The sequence below is a fragment of the Gallibacterium salpingitidis genome (genome assembly GCF_001678495.1).
Lineage (GTDB): Bacteria > Pseudomonadota > Gammaproteobacteria > Enterobacterales > Pasteurellaceae > Gallibacterium > Gallibacterium salpingitidis.
Genome location: NZ_JTJL01000003.1, coordinates 17,248 through 30,830, shown reverse-complemented (window position 1 = coordinate 30,830; position 13,583 = coordinate 17,248). Strand labels below are relative to the sequence as shown.

The window sequence follows — 13,583 nt, the reverse complement described above, 5'->3', positions numbered from 1 at the left end:
TGTTGCTGTAGTGAACGCTTCAACACGTTGAGTGGCTACTTTGCTGAGAAGCCTGCTTGTTCGACAGCTTGAATTAAGGCTTCTGTGCTTGCGTCACCATAAACTTTTGCTGCTGTTTTTTCGACATCGGCATAGACAACATCAGTTAAATTTTCTAACGCATTACGTACGCTATTAATGCAATGTTGGCAGTTTAGTCCTGACAGTGAGAGAGTTTGACTTGGTTCAGTAGCAATTTCAGCTTGATAACCAGCTTGTTGTACCGCTTGGATTAATTGTTCTGCGCTAGCTTCTCCTTCAACTTTTGCGTAATGAAGCGATACTTTAACTTGTTGTACACCAGCAACTGAGTTGAGAGCATTAGTGACACTTTTTACACAATGTTGGCAAGATAAATCTGCAAGTTTAAGTAAAATCATTGTTCTTTCTCCTTATTTATTACTAAATATTCTTTGTTTGAAAAACGGTGCTACAATAAACCTTCCTGTAAGGTTAGAGTCAAGGAAAAAAGATGTATATTAATGAAGTTGCTAAATTAACTAATTTAACGGCGAAAGCGATTCGCTTTTATGAAGATAAAGGATTAATTAGTGCACCGAGCCGTAGCGCTAATGGTTATCGACAATATGGTATGCAGCATATTGAAGCATTAAATTTAATTCGGGAAGCACGAGAAATTGGTTTTTCATTACCAGAATGTGAACAGTTATTGTCTTTATATCGTAATCCTCACCGACGCAGTGCCGATGTTAAAGCACAGACATTAGCAAAAATCAGTGAAATTGATCAGCAAATTTTGCGTTTGCAACAAATGCGGGAAAAACTAACGGCATTAGCAGCACAATGTCCGGGTGATGATAGTGAAGATTGTCCGATTATTAATTCTTTAAGCGGGCAAAGTTGCTGTCATCATAAAACATCATTGCACGACTAATAATCCCATACAGCCTTTATCGGCAAGTAGTAGATTGGAAGCACCAAAGATAAATGGATAAGAGTTGGACGATTGATTATCGAATTTGACTAAAATTCTGGTTTCACCTTCAACCCAAACGGTATCAGTCCAGCTTAATTGTTCTTTGGTTGCACGTTTGCCATTTTGTTGCTCAATAAGAAATTTTGCGCCTTGAATTTGGAAACCAGTGGCTTGATCAGCGCTCAATACCCATCGTTCAACAGTGCCTAATTTTGCCATAATATCAATACGACGCGGATCAAAACGGCGTTGATTAATCATTGCATCTTGGGTGCTTAAAGTAATATTCCTTTCTTTAACGGGTGTAAGCGGTAATCCTAGATTAGCATCTGGTAATGTTGGTTTTTGTTGTGAAAATGCTGAAGCTAATCCTTGAGGGCGTAATTCCAGTACCAAATTATTTTCCAAATCATCGGACATTCCCAAAATGCCACGAATTTTATCCATTAAAGTACGATCTTTACCCGCTAATAATTGAACTGTTTGACCTTGTGTTAAATTGACTAACACTTCAACTCGTTCACCGGGTGCAAGTAATAGCGCATCTATTTCTTGTGGTTTAGTGAGAAAACCTAAACCCGAAGCAATTTTGAAGAATGGTTGTTGATTACTTAATGTAAGGTGATAAGGACGGGAAACTGAAGCATTAAGTAAACGTAAACGGATAAAACCTCTCGGCACATTGACGAAACAATTGCGTTGACCATTGACGAATAATTGTTTTCCTAAGAATTGATTGCCATCGAGATTAAAGAGTTGCTGTCCTTCATAATTAAGGGAAATATCTTGTAAGATCAGTGGAATATCATTTTCCCCATATTTATTAGGCACTAAACTTTTTTTACTCTCTTCATCATCAATAATCCACATACCAAGTAAGCCACGATAGCTTTGGTAAGCAGAACGTCCAATCGTGTCGCTATGATACCAGCAGGTAGAAGCATTTTGTTTGATTGGAATAATTGGTGACCATGAAGTTTGCGGAGCAATATTGCGATTAATACTGCCAGAAATTTCGCCATTTGCTTGTAAACCTTGAATATTAATGGCGATAACTTCACTGAGGCTGTTACGATAAGTTAGACGCAGAAAATCATTTTGCTTCATTTTAATTGTCGGTCCAAGATAGAAATCATTGAAACCCCAAGCATCGACTTTTTGTTTACCATCAAAGGCTTTTTTCACATTATGTGCATTTAAAACAATCGGTGAACCGCGTCCAACTGAAGTGAGAGGAGGAATCCAGAGGGGTACTTTATCTTCGGCAATGGCATAAGGCGGTAAGCTACTGCAAGCTGCAATAGCGACAGAACCTTGTATAAATTGGCGACGAGAATAGTTACCCATTTTTCTCCTCCTTAATATTTAAGATTGATGCTGATCTGCAGCGATTTCAGCATCAAGTTTTGCAATATGTTGTTCCATCAAATCGTGACAATATTTAGCAAAATCACGCACTGTTTCGCGACTATATTGGCTACTATCAATTGGCGGCAACATTTCACAAATTACTTTACCATTATGCCAGCGATTGAGGTTTACTTGTTTGTGCGTAGAAGAACAAACAACAGGCACGACGGGAACGCCAGCTTCGATAGCGGCATAAAAAGCGCCTGTTTTAAATGGTAATAAACCTCTGCCGCGACTACGAGTCCCTTCTGGGAACATCCAGATAGAAAGATTATCTTTGTGGATCCGTTTTGCCAATGTAGTCATTGTATTATGCGCTTTATTCCGATTTTCGCGATCAATAAAGATATTTCCTGTTGCCCAATAGAGTACACCAAAGAAAGGAATCCAGATTAGGCTTTTTTTACCGACACTGACAGTGCGCGGCATCACCATATGAGAAATCGTTACCATATCATAGTTATTTTGGTGGTTACCGATATAGATGCAGCGTTCAAATTTATCTGCGCCATCGGGATAACGATATTCCACTTTTAGACCAAAAAGCGGATGTAAACGAGCAAACCAATGTGCAAAAAGAGCAACATTATTAGGATTTTTAAAACGAATCAGTGAATAAATAGAGCCTATTACACAAATCAAAATACAACAAATAACGACAATAATAATACGAAGAATTTTAAGCATGACTTATCCCTCAAATAAATTGCAGCAAGTATAGCGAATTTGCTGTAATAAGTACAAAAGAACAAAGCGTTAGAGCAGAAAATGCTTTATAGTATGCCTTTCTTGATTAATGATTGATTTAACAATGAGTAAACCTACCTATTTTATTGCTGATTTACATCTGAGTGAGCAATCGCCACATTTGCTCGCTTTATTTCGTTATTTTATGACTGACATTGCACCACAAGCGCAAGCGTTATATATCTTAGGGGATTTATTTGATTTTTGGGTTGGTGATGATGAAGATTCTGAAGCGATCAGAGAGATTAAACAATTATTAACTCAATTAACAACACAGGGCATTGCTTGCTATTTTTGTCATGGTAATCGTGATTTTTTATTGGGGAAAAAATTTGCTGAACAAACAGGAGTTCAGTTATTACCTGAATATCACAAAATGGAGCTATATGGCAAAGCGACATTGGTATGTCATGGTGATACTTTATGTACTGATGATCTTGCTTATCAAAAATTTCGCCAACGAGTTCATCAACCTTGGCTGCAAAAATTGTTCTTTTGTTTACCATTGAAATATCGCATTAAACTCGCACAACGTATTCGTCAGCAAAGCCAAGCTGATAAAAAAGAGAAAAATGCACAAATTATGGATGTTAATGCTGATACGGTAAGGCAAACTTTTGCTCATTTTAATGTAGAGCAAATCATTCATGGGCATACACATCGTCAAGCTATTCACTTTCTAGAAGATAAAAAACGTATTGTTTTAGGAGATTGGCGAGAAGAGCTTTCTGTATTTGTGGTAGAAGAACAATATCAAGGCTATTTTGTGAATTTAGCCTTACCACAGTAGTGATGTGATCGAAAAAAGAAAGCCCATAGTAAAAACTATGGGCGAAATTCTTTTGGTATAAAAACTAAATTTCATAAAAGGAGACAAATAAAACATAGTACCAAAAGAAAAAAATTTGGCTCCTCCTGCTGGACTTGAACCAGCGACATATGGATTAACAGTCCACCGTTCTACCGACTGAACTAAGGAGGAATAGCCCCATTGGGCAATGCGGGCTGCATTTTATTGATTTTGTTTTGCTTTGTCAACAGATAGCCATGTTTATCTGTGATAAAAATCGCTATTTATGTTCGGTTGCGATTGGCAATAGAGTAAAAATTTGATGATTTAGCAGAATATCTTGCAAGGTATATTGTGCTAATGCTTGATAAAAGGCGTCGAAAGCTTTCAGTAAAATGGGTGGTAAACGGCAACTTTGATTAATACAGCATTGGTTTTTATTACCGAAACACTCAACAATGACACTCTTTTCTTCGGCAAGACGAACGATTTCCCCTAAATTTAATTCAGCTGGCTTACGGTGAAGACGAATACCACCACCTTTGCCACGAACCGATTGAATAAGATTATTTTTTGACAAATGGTGGATAACCTTCATCAGATGATTTTCAGAAATATTATAGACTTTTGCAATTTCTTGAATTGTTGATAATTTTTCTTGATGAGCGGCTAGGTAGAGCAGAACACGTAAATTGTAATCGGTGAAAGTACTTAGTTTCATAATAATTACTCGATAACGAATAAAGATACTGGTATGGTACGCTTTATTCGTTATTGAAACAATGTTCTGCTTCTGCGATTAACTAGGGAGTTATCCTAGATCAAAATGCGGAAAGGAATTGTAATAAACTAAAAAATAGCGCTTCTTTTGGTACTTTTTGTTGATTGAGGTAGAACTCTCCATCTTTTTGCTCAAAATATAATAGATAAGATTTGTCGGTTTCGACTAACACACCTTGCTTAACTTGAGATTGTAATTCTCGTTCAATCATTTGTTGAGTTTCATACGAATTGATTCTTTGTTGTGGGTTAGCTGACTCATTAAGTTGTTTGATCAAGGTTTCTGTGAATGTTCTTTGGAAAGCTTTATCAAAAGTTAATTTAATAATGAATTGTGAAAAGAAGTTATCTACATCACCTTTGTTTAAATTTGTGACCGCATTCTTTTCAGGTGTAATAATGGTCACTAAATCCACTCTACCTTCACTATTAGCTAAATGTAATGGATTAAGCACAAATTGTGGCTGATTATCAAATAATGTAGTGGCTGCTTGAGAAGCTGCTGCTTTATCATCATTTAACAATGCTTCAATCCATTGGATTATCGCCTCTCCTTGTAAATGATTGAATTCACTCTTGGAATCTTGTTGGGATAACAGAGATTGTCCATTTAAACTAAAATCACCGACTTTGTTAGTGGATTGGATGGAATAAAAATCATCTTGTTTAATAAGATTGGTCTCGCCAACTTGATCTTTGTAAGCAATCGTTAAACCTTTGTCGCCATTAGCTTCTGTAGTTTGTAGTAACTTCAAACTACTGGTAATTTTCCCTGTTGGCAGATATTTCCAATCTGTAGATTGTAGGTCAGCATTAAGATCAAATTGTTCAATTAATAATTTAACTGGCAGATTGTGTTTAGTGACGACATTGAGATCAATATGCGGAATGTTGAAAGTCGCTTTAATAGCTTTTTTCCCATCCATATCTAATGTATAGCGGCTTTCTTGCCAATTTGCAGTTGTTTCTTCATTTTGCACTTTACCTGAGTTAATCAATAAATCTGCTTGTATCTGTTGTTGGTAACCGAGATTAAGATCTAATAAGAAAGGTGTTTTTTCAGCAAATGCAGCGAAAAGCGGTTCTGTTTCTGCTGTTTTTTGCAGTGTAGTTTGGCTAGAAGAAGCTTGTGGTACAAAGTTAAAATGGCTGACAAGATTAAGAGGAAATGGGCCATGATAGATAACAGTATGCATAGGGAAAGAAGCTTTACCTATCGTTAATTGATACTGCATATCAGTAGAAAAAATATGTCGATCTAATTGTACATTTTCGATTTTTGCCACTGAATTTTGGTTAATTTTTTCAATAGTTGAAGCATAATTTTTTTCGATTTCTGTACCAGTGTACCAAGCTGAACCTGCCCAAATACCGCCAAGAACGATAATTAAAGCGGGAAGAATAAACCGTTTTTTCTGCATAATGTGATCCTCTTAGTCTAAAAATAAATTTCTCTGAGTTAGTATAACTTATTTACATTGGTTTTGTGGTTTATTTGCCATAATTTCAATAATTTGGAAATCGGTGTGCTGCATACTTTTGCAAGCGATAGCACATAAATTATCAATACTGCGATCGATAGTATGTTCAACAATACCCTCATCACCTGTAACGCAAGTTTGATTCATTGCCATTAATACGGATTTGTAGGCAGAAGTCACACTAGTAGAAACCTTCATTGCACAGCTATTTGCTGCACCGTCGCACAACATTCCACTAATATCACCAATCATACTGCTAATTGCCATCGCAGCAGTTTCAAAGTTATTGTTAATTAAATAGGAAATACCGGCACAACTTCCCATTGCTGCGGTAGTCACTGCGCAAAGTGCGGAAAGTTTTGGCAATTTGCTATGAATAAAGATTGCCATTAAATGAGAAAGAAATAACGCACGAGTACGTTGTTCAGCGGAAACATTGAGGTGATTCGCTACCACGACTACCGGCATAGTTGCTGTAATGCCTTGATTGCCAGAACCTGAATTACTCATTGCAGGTAAAGTTGCACCACCCATTCTGGCATCAGAAGCAGCGGTCGTATTGATCATAATTCGGGAAAGTAAGTCATCGGATAACAAACCATCACCAATATGTTTTTGCAATGTGCGAGCAATATGCAATCCATAATCTTTGCGTAATCCTTCTTGAGAAAGCGCAGCATTTAAGGTTTCCGCTTGATTGATAAAGTCAATTTTATCGAGAGCAACTTGCATCGAAAAATCAAAAATATCTTTCGCTTTTAATTGGTTAAATACTGCATAGTTTTCATCATTATTAGCTGTTTCGGGCGGTGCTTGATACAGTATTGCGCCATTTTGTTCGATTAACACGATGTGAGTATGTTGATCTTGAATAACAACACGCACCCAATTATCGCCAGCATATAAGGTCGATTCAGCATATAAAATATGATCGGTTTGTTTGATAGAAACATTGACGAGTTGTTGTTGCAACATTGTTTTTGCTGCGGCGATTTGATCGGCAGTGATGGATTTTAATACTTCTAAACCCGCATCTGCATTACCGCCAATCGCACCGATGGCAGCAGCAATTGGTAACCCGACCATACCAGTACCAGGTACGGCAACACCTAAGCCATTTTTCATTAAATTAGGTGACACTTTGCCAATAATTTTTTCAGGCATTTGTTTTAAATATTTTGCTGCGGTCGCAGAAGCTAAAGCTAAAGAAATGGGTTCAGTACAGCCTAGTGCAGGAACAACATCTTGTTTAACAATATTAATTAAGGTTTGCTCAAAAGGTTGTAAATGTGAATTCATAAAGCCTCATCAGGTTAGCAACAAGCATTAATGAAATAGGATAAAAATATACTTGCTAAATATACACAGTAAAAAAATATGCGCTAGTAAAAAGATGAATATTCAATGATTTTGGGTTAAATAGAAAAAAATGAAAAATTTTTATAGATACCCCTTGAAAATCCAATTTTAACTTCAATTTAGTGTGGCACGAACGATAAGGCGTTCAGAAAAACAATTGAGCAAAAATTTAAAATTGCCCTTGTATTTCTCAAAACGATCCTTATTTAGTCGAATGTCAAAAATGAATTCAAAATCAGGAGAATAACTATTATGGGAAAAATTATTGGTATTGACTTAGGTACAACAAACTCTTGTGTGGCTGTGATGGATGGTGATAAACCACGTGTAATTGAAAATGCAGAAGGCGATCGTACAACCCCTTCAATTATTGCTTATACACAAGATGGTGAAACTTTAGTAGGTCAACCGGCAAAACGTCAAGCAGTAACAAATCCAAAAAATACTTTATTTGCAATCAAACGTTTAATTGGTCGTCGTTTTACTGATGATGAAGTACAACGCGATGTAAGCATTATGCCATTTGATATTGTGAAAGCAGACAATGGTGATGCTTGGGTAGAAGTGAAAGGCGAAAAAATGGCTCCGCCACAAATCTCTGCTGAAGTGTTGAAAAAAATGAAGAAAACGGCAGAAGATTTTTTAGGTGAAACTGTTACTGAAGCAGTAATCACTGTACCTGCATACTTTAACGATGCGCAACGTCAAGCAACAAAAGATGCTGGTCGTATTGCTGGTTTAGAAGTAAAACGTATCATTAACGAACCGACAGCTGCAGCGTTAGCTTATGGTTTAGATAAATCAAAAGGTAACCACACTATCGCAGTATATGACTTAGGTGGTGGTACATTTGACCTTTCAATTATCGAAATTGATGAAGTAGATGGAGAAAAAACTTTCGAAGTATTAGCAACTAACGGTGATACCCACTTAGGTGGTGAAGACTTCGATAATCGTGTTATCAACTACTTAGTGGATGAGTTCAAGAAAGAACAAGGTATTGATTTACGTAATGATCCATTAGCAATGCAACGTTTGAAAGAAGCTGGTGAAAAGGCGAAAATTGAACTTTCTTCAGCGCAACAAACTGATGTGAACTTACCATACATCACTGCAGATGCAACTGGACCAAAACACTTAAATATCAAATTAACTCGTGCGAAATTAGAATCTTTAGTTGAAGATCTTGTGGCTAAATCAATGGAACCAATTCGTGTTGCATTGAAAGATGCTGATTTGAGTGTGTCTGAAATCAATGATGTTATCTTGGTTGGTGGTCAAACTCGTATGCCATTAGTGCAACAAAAAGTGGCAGAATTCTTCGGTAAAGAACCACGTAAAGATGTTAACCCAGATGAAGCTGTAGCAATCGGTGCGGCAGTACAAGGCGGTGTATTAGCAGGTGATGTAAAAGACGTATTATTACTTGATGTTACTCCATTATCACTAGGTATCGAAACTATGGGTGGTGTAATGACTACCTTAATTGAAAAGAATACAACGATTCCTACTAAGAAATCACAAGTATTCTCAACAGCGGAAGATAACCAAAGTGCGGTAACTATCCACGTATTACAAGGTGAACGTAAACGTGCAGCAGATAATAAATCTTTAGGTCAATTTAACTTAGAAGGTATTAATCCAGCACCACGTGGTATGCCACAAATTGAAGTAACTTTCGATATCGATGCGGATGGTATTATCCATGTATCTGCGAAAGATAAAGGTACAGGTAAAGAGCAACAAATCACTATTAAAGCTTCTTCAGGTTTAAGTGATGAAGAAATTCAACAAATGGTACGTGATGCAGAAGCAAATGCAGAAGCTGACCGTAAATTTGAAGAATTAGTGCAAGCTCGTAACCAAGCAGATCATTTAGTTCATTCAACTCGTAAACAATTAGGTGAAGTAGGTGATGCGCTTTCAGCAGATGATAAAGCAGCTATCGAAAAAGCAGCTAGCGAACTAGAAACTGCAGCGAAAGGCGAAGATAAAGCTGCGATTGAAGCGAAAACTCAAGCATTAATTCAAGCAGCTGAAAAATTAATGCAAGCTGCTCAACAACAAGCTCAAGCTGGTCAAGCACAGCAACAACAAGCACAAGGTAGTGCAAAGAACAACGGAGATGATGTTGTTGATGCTGAGTTTGAAGAGGTAAAAGATAAATAATTTATCCTCCTGATGCAGCAGTTTATTCAATAGGTTGCTGCAATTAACTAATGGGCGACGGTTCAACACCTCGCCCTTTTAGTGTATTCAGAAGAACTACATCCGCTATTAATCAATTGAGTAATAGGTAAACGAATGGCAAAACGTGATTATTATGAAGTGCTAGGCGTATCGAGAACAGATGATGAAAAAGTTATTAAAAAGGCTTATAAACGCTTAGCGATGAAATTGCATCCTGACCGTAATCAAGGTGATAAAGATGCAGCAGAGAAATTTAAAGAAGTCCAAGAAGCCTATGATGTTTTAGGTGATAAAGAGAAACGTGCTGCTTACGATCAATATGGTCACGCTGCTTTTGAACAAGGTGGTGGCGCTGGCGGCGGTTTCGGTGGTGCTGATTTTGGTGATATTTTTGGTGATATCTTTAGCGATATGTTTGGTGGCGGACGTGGTCGTCAACGTGTCGTACGAGGTGAAGATCTTCGCTATGATCTAGAAATTACTTTAGAGGAAGCGGTAAAAGGTGTCAGCAAAGATATTCGTATTGCAACCTTAGCAACTTGTGATACTTGTCATGGTTCAGGTGCAAAAGCAGGATCAAAAGTAGAAACTTGTGGCTATTGTCATGGTTCTGGCCGTATCCGCCGTCAAAGTGGTTTCTTTGTACAAGAACAAACTTGTCCGCATTGTCATGGTACAGGAAAAATTATTGAACAACCTTGTGACACTTGTCATGGCGATGGACGTGTTCACAAACAAAAAAATCTTTCGGTAAAAGTACCGGCTGGTGTAGATACAGGTAACCAACTTCGCTTAAATGGTGAAGGCGCAGCAGGTGAAAATGGCGCACCTCCGGGAGATTTATATGTCGTGATCCACGTTAAAGAACACGATATTTTCCAACGTGATGGTAATAATCTTTATTGTGAAGTGCCAATTAGTTTCACTTTAGCAGCTTTGGGTGGAGAAATTGAAGTACCAACCCTAGATGGTAAAGTGAAATTGAAGATCCCAGAAGAAACACAAACAGGTAAATTATTCCGCTTACGTGGTAAAGGGGTAACTTCTACTCGTTCACATTATCAAGGCGATTTAATTTGTCGCGTGATTGTGGAAACACCAGTGAAATTGAATAAAGAGCAGAAAGAGTTATTACAAAAATTTGAACAAAGCTTAGAAGGGCGTAATCAACATCGTCCCAAGGAAAGTGGCTTTTTAGATGGTGTTAAACGTTTCTTTGATAATTTATCAAAATAACATTCAATAAAATAAGTATAAAAATAGCGGCCGAGATTGCCGCTATTTTCATCTATAAAGATTTTCGGATTAACTTCCTTTTTTACGGCGTTTTAAGGTATCAATTAATACTGCCACAACAATAATTAAACCTTTCACAATCTGTTGCCAATATGGATCAACGCCCAACATATTTAATCCTTTATTTGTAGTACCAATAATTAATGCGCCAATTACACACATTGGAATTGTACCAATACCGCCACTAAGTGAAACGCCGCCGATAACCGCTGCAGCAATGGCATCTAACTCCCACGCTAAACCATAAGACGGATTTCCTGCATAAGTACGTGCAGCTAACATTGCACCCGCTAAACCAGATAATGCTCCAGCCAAAACATATACCCAAATCAGTGTTTTGGTAGTATTAATACCACAAATTTTTGCAGCGTTAAGGTTGCCGCCTACGGCATAAACGTGGCGTCCAAAAGTAGAGCGGCTAAGTAAAATATGAGCACCGATCACCACAAGAATATATAAGATCACTAAGCCGGGTAAGCCAAAGAAACTGACATCTGAGATCCAAGTAAAGGCTTCAGAAGAAGCATCAATCGGACGACCGTCAGAATAAAGTTGCGCTGCGCCACGAGCAATAATCATCATTCCTAGTGTCGCAATAAACGGAGGAATAGAACCGATTGCAGTTAAGCCGCCATTAATTGCACCGAGTAATGCACCTAATGCGATAGAAAGAGCAAAAGCAAGGAAGGCAGCGCTCACACTATCACCGCCGGTTACGATAGAAGCGGCAACAACAGAAGTAAGAGCAACCATTGAGCCGGATGATAAGTCAATTCCTGTGGTGACAATGGCAAAAGTTACCCCGATTGCAATAATCCCAAACATTGAAACTTGTTCGATGATACTCCAGACAGTTCTTGGCGAGAAAAAGCCATCAATAGAGGCAGATAAAACTAAAAATAACGCAATTAAAATAAACACCATACCATAGGCATTTAGCATCTTTTTTATTGTATCGTTAGACATAATAGATTCCTCATACGTAGATAAATTTTTTAGTTATGTGTTAAACCAGAAGCCAATTCGAGCACACGTTCTTGCGTTAATTCTTGATGTGGGATAATGCCGACTTGATGGCCTTCGTGCATAACCATCACGCGATCGCTCATAGAGAGTAATTCCAACATATCGGAAGTAATCATAATGATGGTCTTTCCTTGTTTCGCGAGTTCTACCATCAATTTATAGAGTTCGGCTTTCGCACCAACATCAATCCCTTTGGTAGGTTCATCGAGAATTAAAATATCTGGTTCAAGGAGTAACCATCGTGCTAACAATACTTTTTGTTGATTACCGCCAGAAAGATTATTCGTAATCACCTCGACATTAGGTGCTTTAATTTTGAGTTTATCTTTTTGTTCTAATGCAGTTCTTTGTGCTTTAGTTACTGAAATTAGGAAATTTTCTAAGTAAGGCGACATTTTTGGCATAATCATATTGTCGGTAATACTAAGATTTAGGAATAATCCGGTTAATTTGCGATCTTCAGTAACAAAGCCGATTTTGTATTTCATTGCATCGAGTGGCGTTTTGATATTTGCTTTTTGACCATGAATATAAATTTCACCACTATCCGCTGGTTTATAACCAAACAGTCCTTCCACAATTTCGGAACGACCAGCACCGACTAAGCCGGCGATACCAAAAATTTCACCTTTACGAACCTGAAAACTGACATCTTCATATTTTCCAGCGCGGGTTAAATTTTTAACTTCCAAGATGATTTCATCAGAAATCTCAATACGTTCACGTTGGAACATTTCCGACATATCACGTCCAACCATCATCGAAATCAATTCTTCTTTTGTTACTTCACTGGCAGGTTTAGTACCAATATATTGACCATCACGAATAACGGTGATTTCATCGGAAACTTTAAAGACTTCATCTAATTTATGTGAAATAAAGATGATGGCGATACCATGATTTTTAACGGTTTCAATAATTTTATAGAGCTGTTCAACCTCAGTTTCAGTCAATGCGGTGGTGGGTTCGTCCATAATTATCACTTTGGCATTGTTAGAAACTGCAGTAGCAATTGCAACAAGTTGTGCTTTAGCAACAGAAACTTCGGACATTTTGACGGTCACATCCATTGGAATACCGAGTCCTTCTAAAATTTTTGCTGCTTTCTCGTCCATCTCTTTTTGATTTAAGAAAAATTTTCCTTTAGTGAGTTCACGCCCAAGATAAAAGTTATCTGCAATGGTGAGATTAGCGGCAGGTGAAATCTCTTGCGGCACCATCGTTAAACCTTTACGGATAGCATCAATCGGACGAGAAGGATTAAATGGTTTGCCATTGAAAATAATTTCACCACCATCGTCAGGGGTATAAATGCCGTAGAGAATTTTCATTAAAGTAGATTTACCAGCACCATTTTCGCCCATTAACGCGTGAACACTTCCTCGTTTAACTTTTAGATTGATGCCGTCTAATGCTTTGACCCCAGGAAAGGTTTTTGAAACGTTATTCATTTCTAAAATATAGGGGTTATGAGTTAATGAATTCATTTAGAACTCCTTAATAAATTAGAAGTTTATTGTTAAGGTAA

The 13,583-nt window shown here is 37.5% G+C and carries 12 protein-coding genes and 1 tRNA gene; 4 read left to right on the top strand and 9 right to left on the bottom strand.

The window, feature by feature from the left end; all coding sequences use genetic code 11:
• Positions 1-35: 35 nt before the first annotated feature.
• A complete protein-coding gene (locus QS62_RS00975) occupies positions 36-419 on the bottom strand; it encodes a copper ion binding protein (RefSeq protein WP_066104533.1) in 384 nt (127 codons plus the stop codon).
• Between the two features lie 92 nt (positions 420-511).
• Here QS62_RS00975 and cueR point away from each other — a divergent pair, with 92 nt between their 5' ends.
• Positions 512-934, top strand: a complete 423-nt coding sequence (gene cueR, locus QS62_RS00970; RefSeq protein WP_066104530.1) for a Cu(I)-responsive transcriptional regulator — start codon at positions 512-514, stop codon at positions 932-934.
• Here cueR and QS62_RS00965 read toward each other — a convergent pair.
• Both QS62_RS00965 and QS62_RS00960 read right to left on the bottom strand, forming a co-directional pair.
• Entirely contained in the window at positions 920-2,323 is a 1,404-nt protein-coding gene (locus QS62_RS00965; protein WP_066104526.1) for a multicopper oxidase domain-containing protein, read from the bottom strand. The genes cueR and QS62_RS00965 overlap by 15 nt on opposite strands.
• 18 nt (positions 2,324-2,341) lie before the next feature.
• Positions 2,342-3,073 carry a 1-acylglycerol-3-phosphate O-acyltransferase gene (locus QS62_RS00960; RefSeq protein WP_066104522.1) on the bottom strand — a complete coding sequence of 244 codons (732 nt, stop codon included), beginning with the start codon at positions 3,071-3,073 and terminating at the stop codon, positions 2,342-2,344.
• A gap of 124 nt (positions 3,074-3,197) precedes the next feature.
• On the opposite strand from QS62_RS00960, the gene lpxH reads away from it, so the two are divergent.
• Positions 3,198-3,923 carry a UDP-2,3-diacylglucosamine diphosphatase gene (gene lpxH / locus QS62_RS00955; RefSeq protein WP_066104666.1) on the top strand — a complete coding sequence of 242 codons (726 nt, stop codon included), beginning with the start codon at positions 3,198-3,200 and terminating at the stop codon, positions 3,921-3,923.
• Between the two features lie 116 nt (positions 3,924-4,039).
• On the opposite strand, the gene QS62_RS00950 is transcribed toward lpxH, so the two are convergent.
• From QS62_RS00950 to QS62_RS00935, 4 genes are all read right to left on the bottom strand, one after another.
• A tRNA-Asn gene (locus QS62_RS00950) sits at positions 4,040-4,115 on the bottom strand.
• Between the two features lie 88 nt (positions 4,116-4,203).
• Positions 4,204-4,644 (bottom strand): RrF2 family transcriptional regulator, encoded by a 441-nt coding sequence (locus tag QS62_RS00945; RefSeq protein ID WP_066104519.1) that lies wholly within the window; start codon positions 4,642-4,644, stop codon positions 4,204-4,206.
• 100 nt (positions 4,645-4,744) lie between these two features.
• Positions 4,745-6,124, bottom strand: coding sequence for a YdgA family protein (locus QS62_RS00940; RefSeq protein ID WP_066104518.1), 1,380 nt, complete (start codon positions 6,122-6,124; stop codon positions 4,745-4,747).
• A gap of 48 nt (positions 6,125-6,172) precedes the next feature.
• Positions 6,173-7,483: an L-cysteine desulfidase family protein gene (locus tag QS62_RS00935; protein ID WP_066104514.1), complete on the bottom strand. Its 1,311-nt coding sequence runs from the start codon at positions 7,481-7,483 to the stop codon at positions 6,173-6,175.
• A gap of 312 nt (positions 7,484-7,795) precedes the next feature.
• On the opposite strand from QS62_RS00935, the gene dnaK reads away from it, so the two are divergent.
• Positions 7,796-9,712 carry a molecular chaperone DnaK gene (dnaK, locus tag QS62_RS00930; RefSeq protein ID WP_066104511.1) on the top strand — a complete coding sequence of 639 codons (1,917 nt, stop codon included), beginning with the start codon at positions 7,796-7,798 and terminating at the stop codon, positions 9,710-9,712.
• Between the two features lie 135 nt (positions 9,713-9,847).
• Entirely contained in the window at positions 9,848-10,969 is a 1,122-nt protein-coding gene (gene dnaJ / locus QS62_RS00925) for a molecular chaperone DnaJ (protein WP_066104508.1), read from the top strand.
• A gap of 69 nt (positions 10,970-11,038) precedes the next feature.
• Here the strand turns inward: dnaJ and QS62_RS00920 are convergent, their stop codons facing one another.
• Together QS62_RS00920 and QS62_RS00915 are read right to left on the bottom strand one after the other, a co-directional pair.
• Positions 11,039-11,995 (bottom strand): ABC transporter permease, encoded by a 957-nt coding sequence (locus tag QS62_RS00920; RefSeq protein WP_066104505.1) that lies wholly within the window; start codon positions 11,993-11,995, stop codon positions 11,039-11,041.
• A 29-nt stretch (positions 11,996-12,024) separates the two neighbouring features.
• A complete protein-coding gene (locus QS62_RS00915; RefSeq protein WP_066104502.1) occupies positions 12,025-13,542 on the bottom strand; it encodes a sugar ABC transporter ATP-binding protein in 1,518 nt (505 codons plus the stop codon).
• Positions 13,543-13,583 lie beyond the last annotated feature (41 nt).

Bases quoted from the DNA above. Each gene is read 5' to 3' on its own strand.
- QS62_RS00975 (WP_066104533.1), bottom strand. From the start codon at position 419: ATGATTTTACTTAAACTTGCAGATTTATCTTGCCAACATTGTGTAAAA.
- cueR (WP_066104530.1), top strand. From the start codon at position 512: ATGTATATTAATGAAGTTGCTAAATTAACTAATTTAACGGCGAAAGCG.
- QS62_RS00965 (WP_066104526.1), bottom strand. From the start codon at position 2,323: ATGGGTAACTATTCTCGTCGCCAATTTATACAAGGTTCTGTCGCTATT.
- QS62_RS00960 (WP_066104522.1), bottom strand. From the start codon at position 3,073: ATGCTTAAAATTCTTCGTATTATTATTGTCGTTATTTGTTGTATTTTG.
- lpxH (WP_066104666.1), top strand. From the start codon at position 3,198: ATGAGTAAACCTACCTATTTTATTGCTGATTTACATCTGAGTGAGCAA.
- QS62_RS00945 (WP_066104519.1), bottom strand. From the start codon at position 4,644: ATGAAACTAAGTACTTTCACCGATTACAATTTACGTGTTCTGCTCTAC.
- QS62_RS00940 (WP_066104518.1), bottom strand. From the start codon at position 6,124: ATGCAGAAAAAACGGTTTATTCTTCCCGCTTTAATTATCGTTCTTGGC.
- QS62_RS00935 (WP_066104514.1), bottom strand. From the start codon at position 7,483: ATGAATTCACATTTACAACCTTTTGAGCAAACCTTAATTAATATTGTT.
- dnaK (WP_066104511.1), top strand. From the start codon at position 7,796: ATGGGAAAAATTATTGGTATTGACTTAGGTACAACAAACTCTTGTGTG.
- dnaJ (WP_066104508.1), top strand. From the start codon at position 9,848: ATGGCAAAACGTGATTATTATGAAGTGCTAGGCGTATCGAGAACAGAT.
- QS62_RS00920 (WP_066104505.1), bottom strand. From the start codon at position 11,995: ATGTCTAACGATACAATAAAAAAGATGCTAAATGCCTATGGTATGGTG.
- QS62_RS00915 (WP_066104502.1), bottom strand. From the start codon at position 13,542: ATGAATTCATTAACTCATAACCCCTATATTTTAGAAATGAATAACGTT.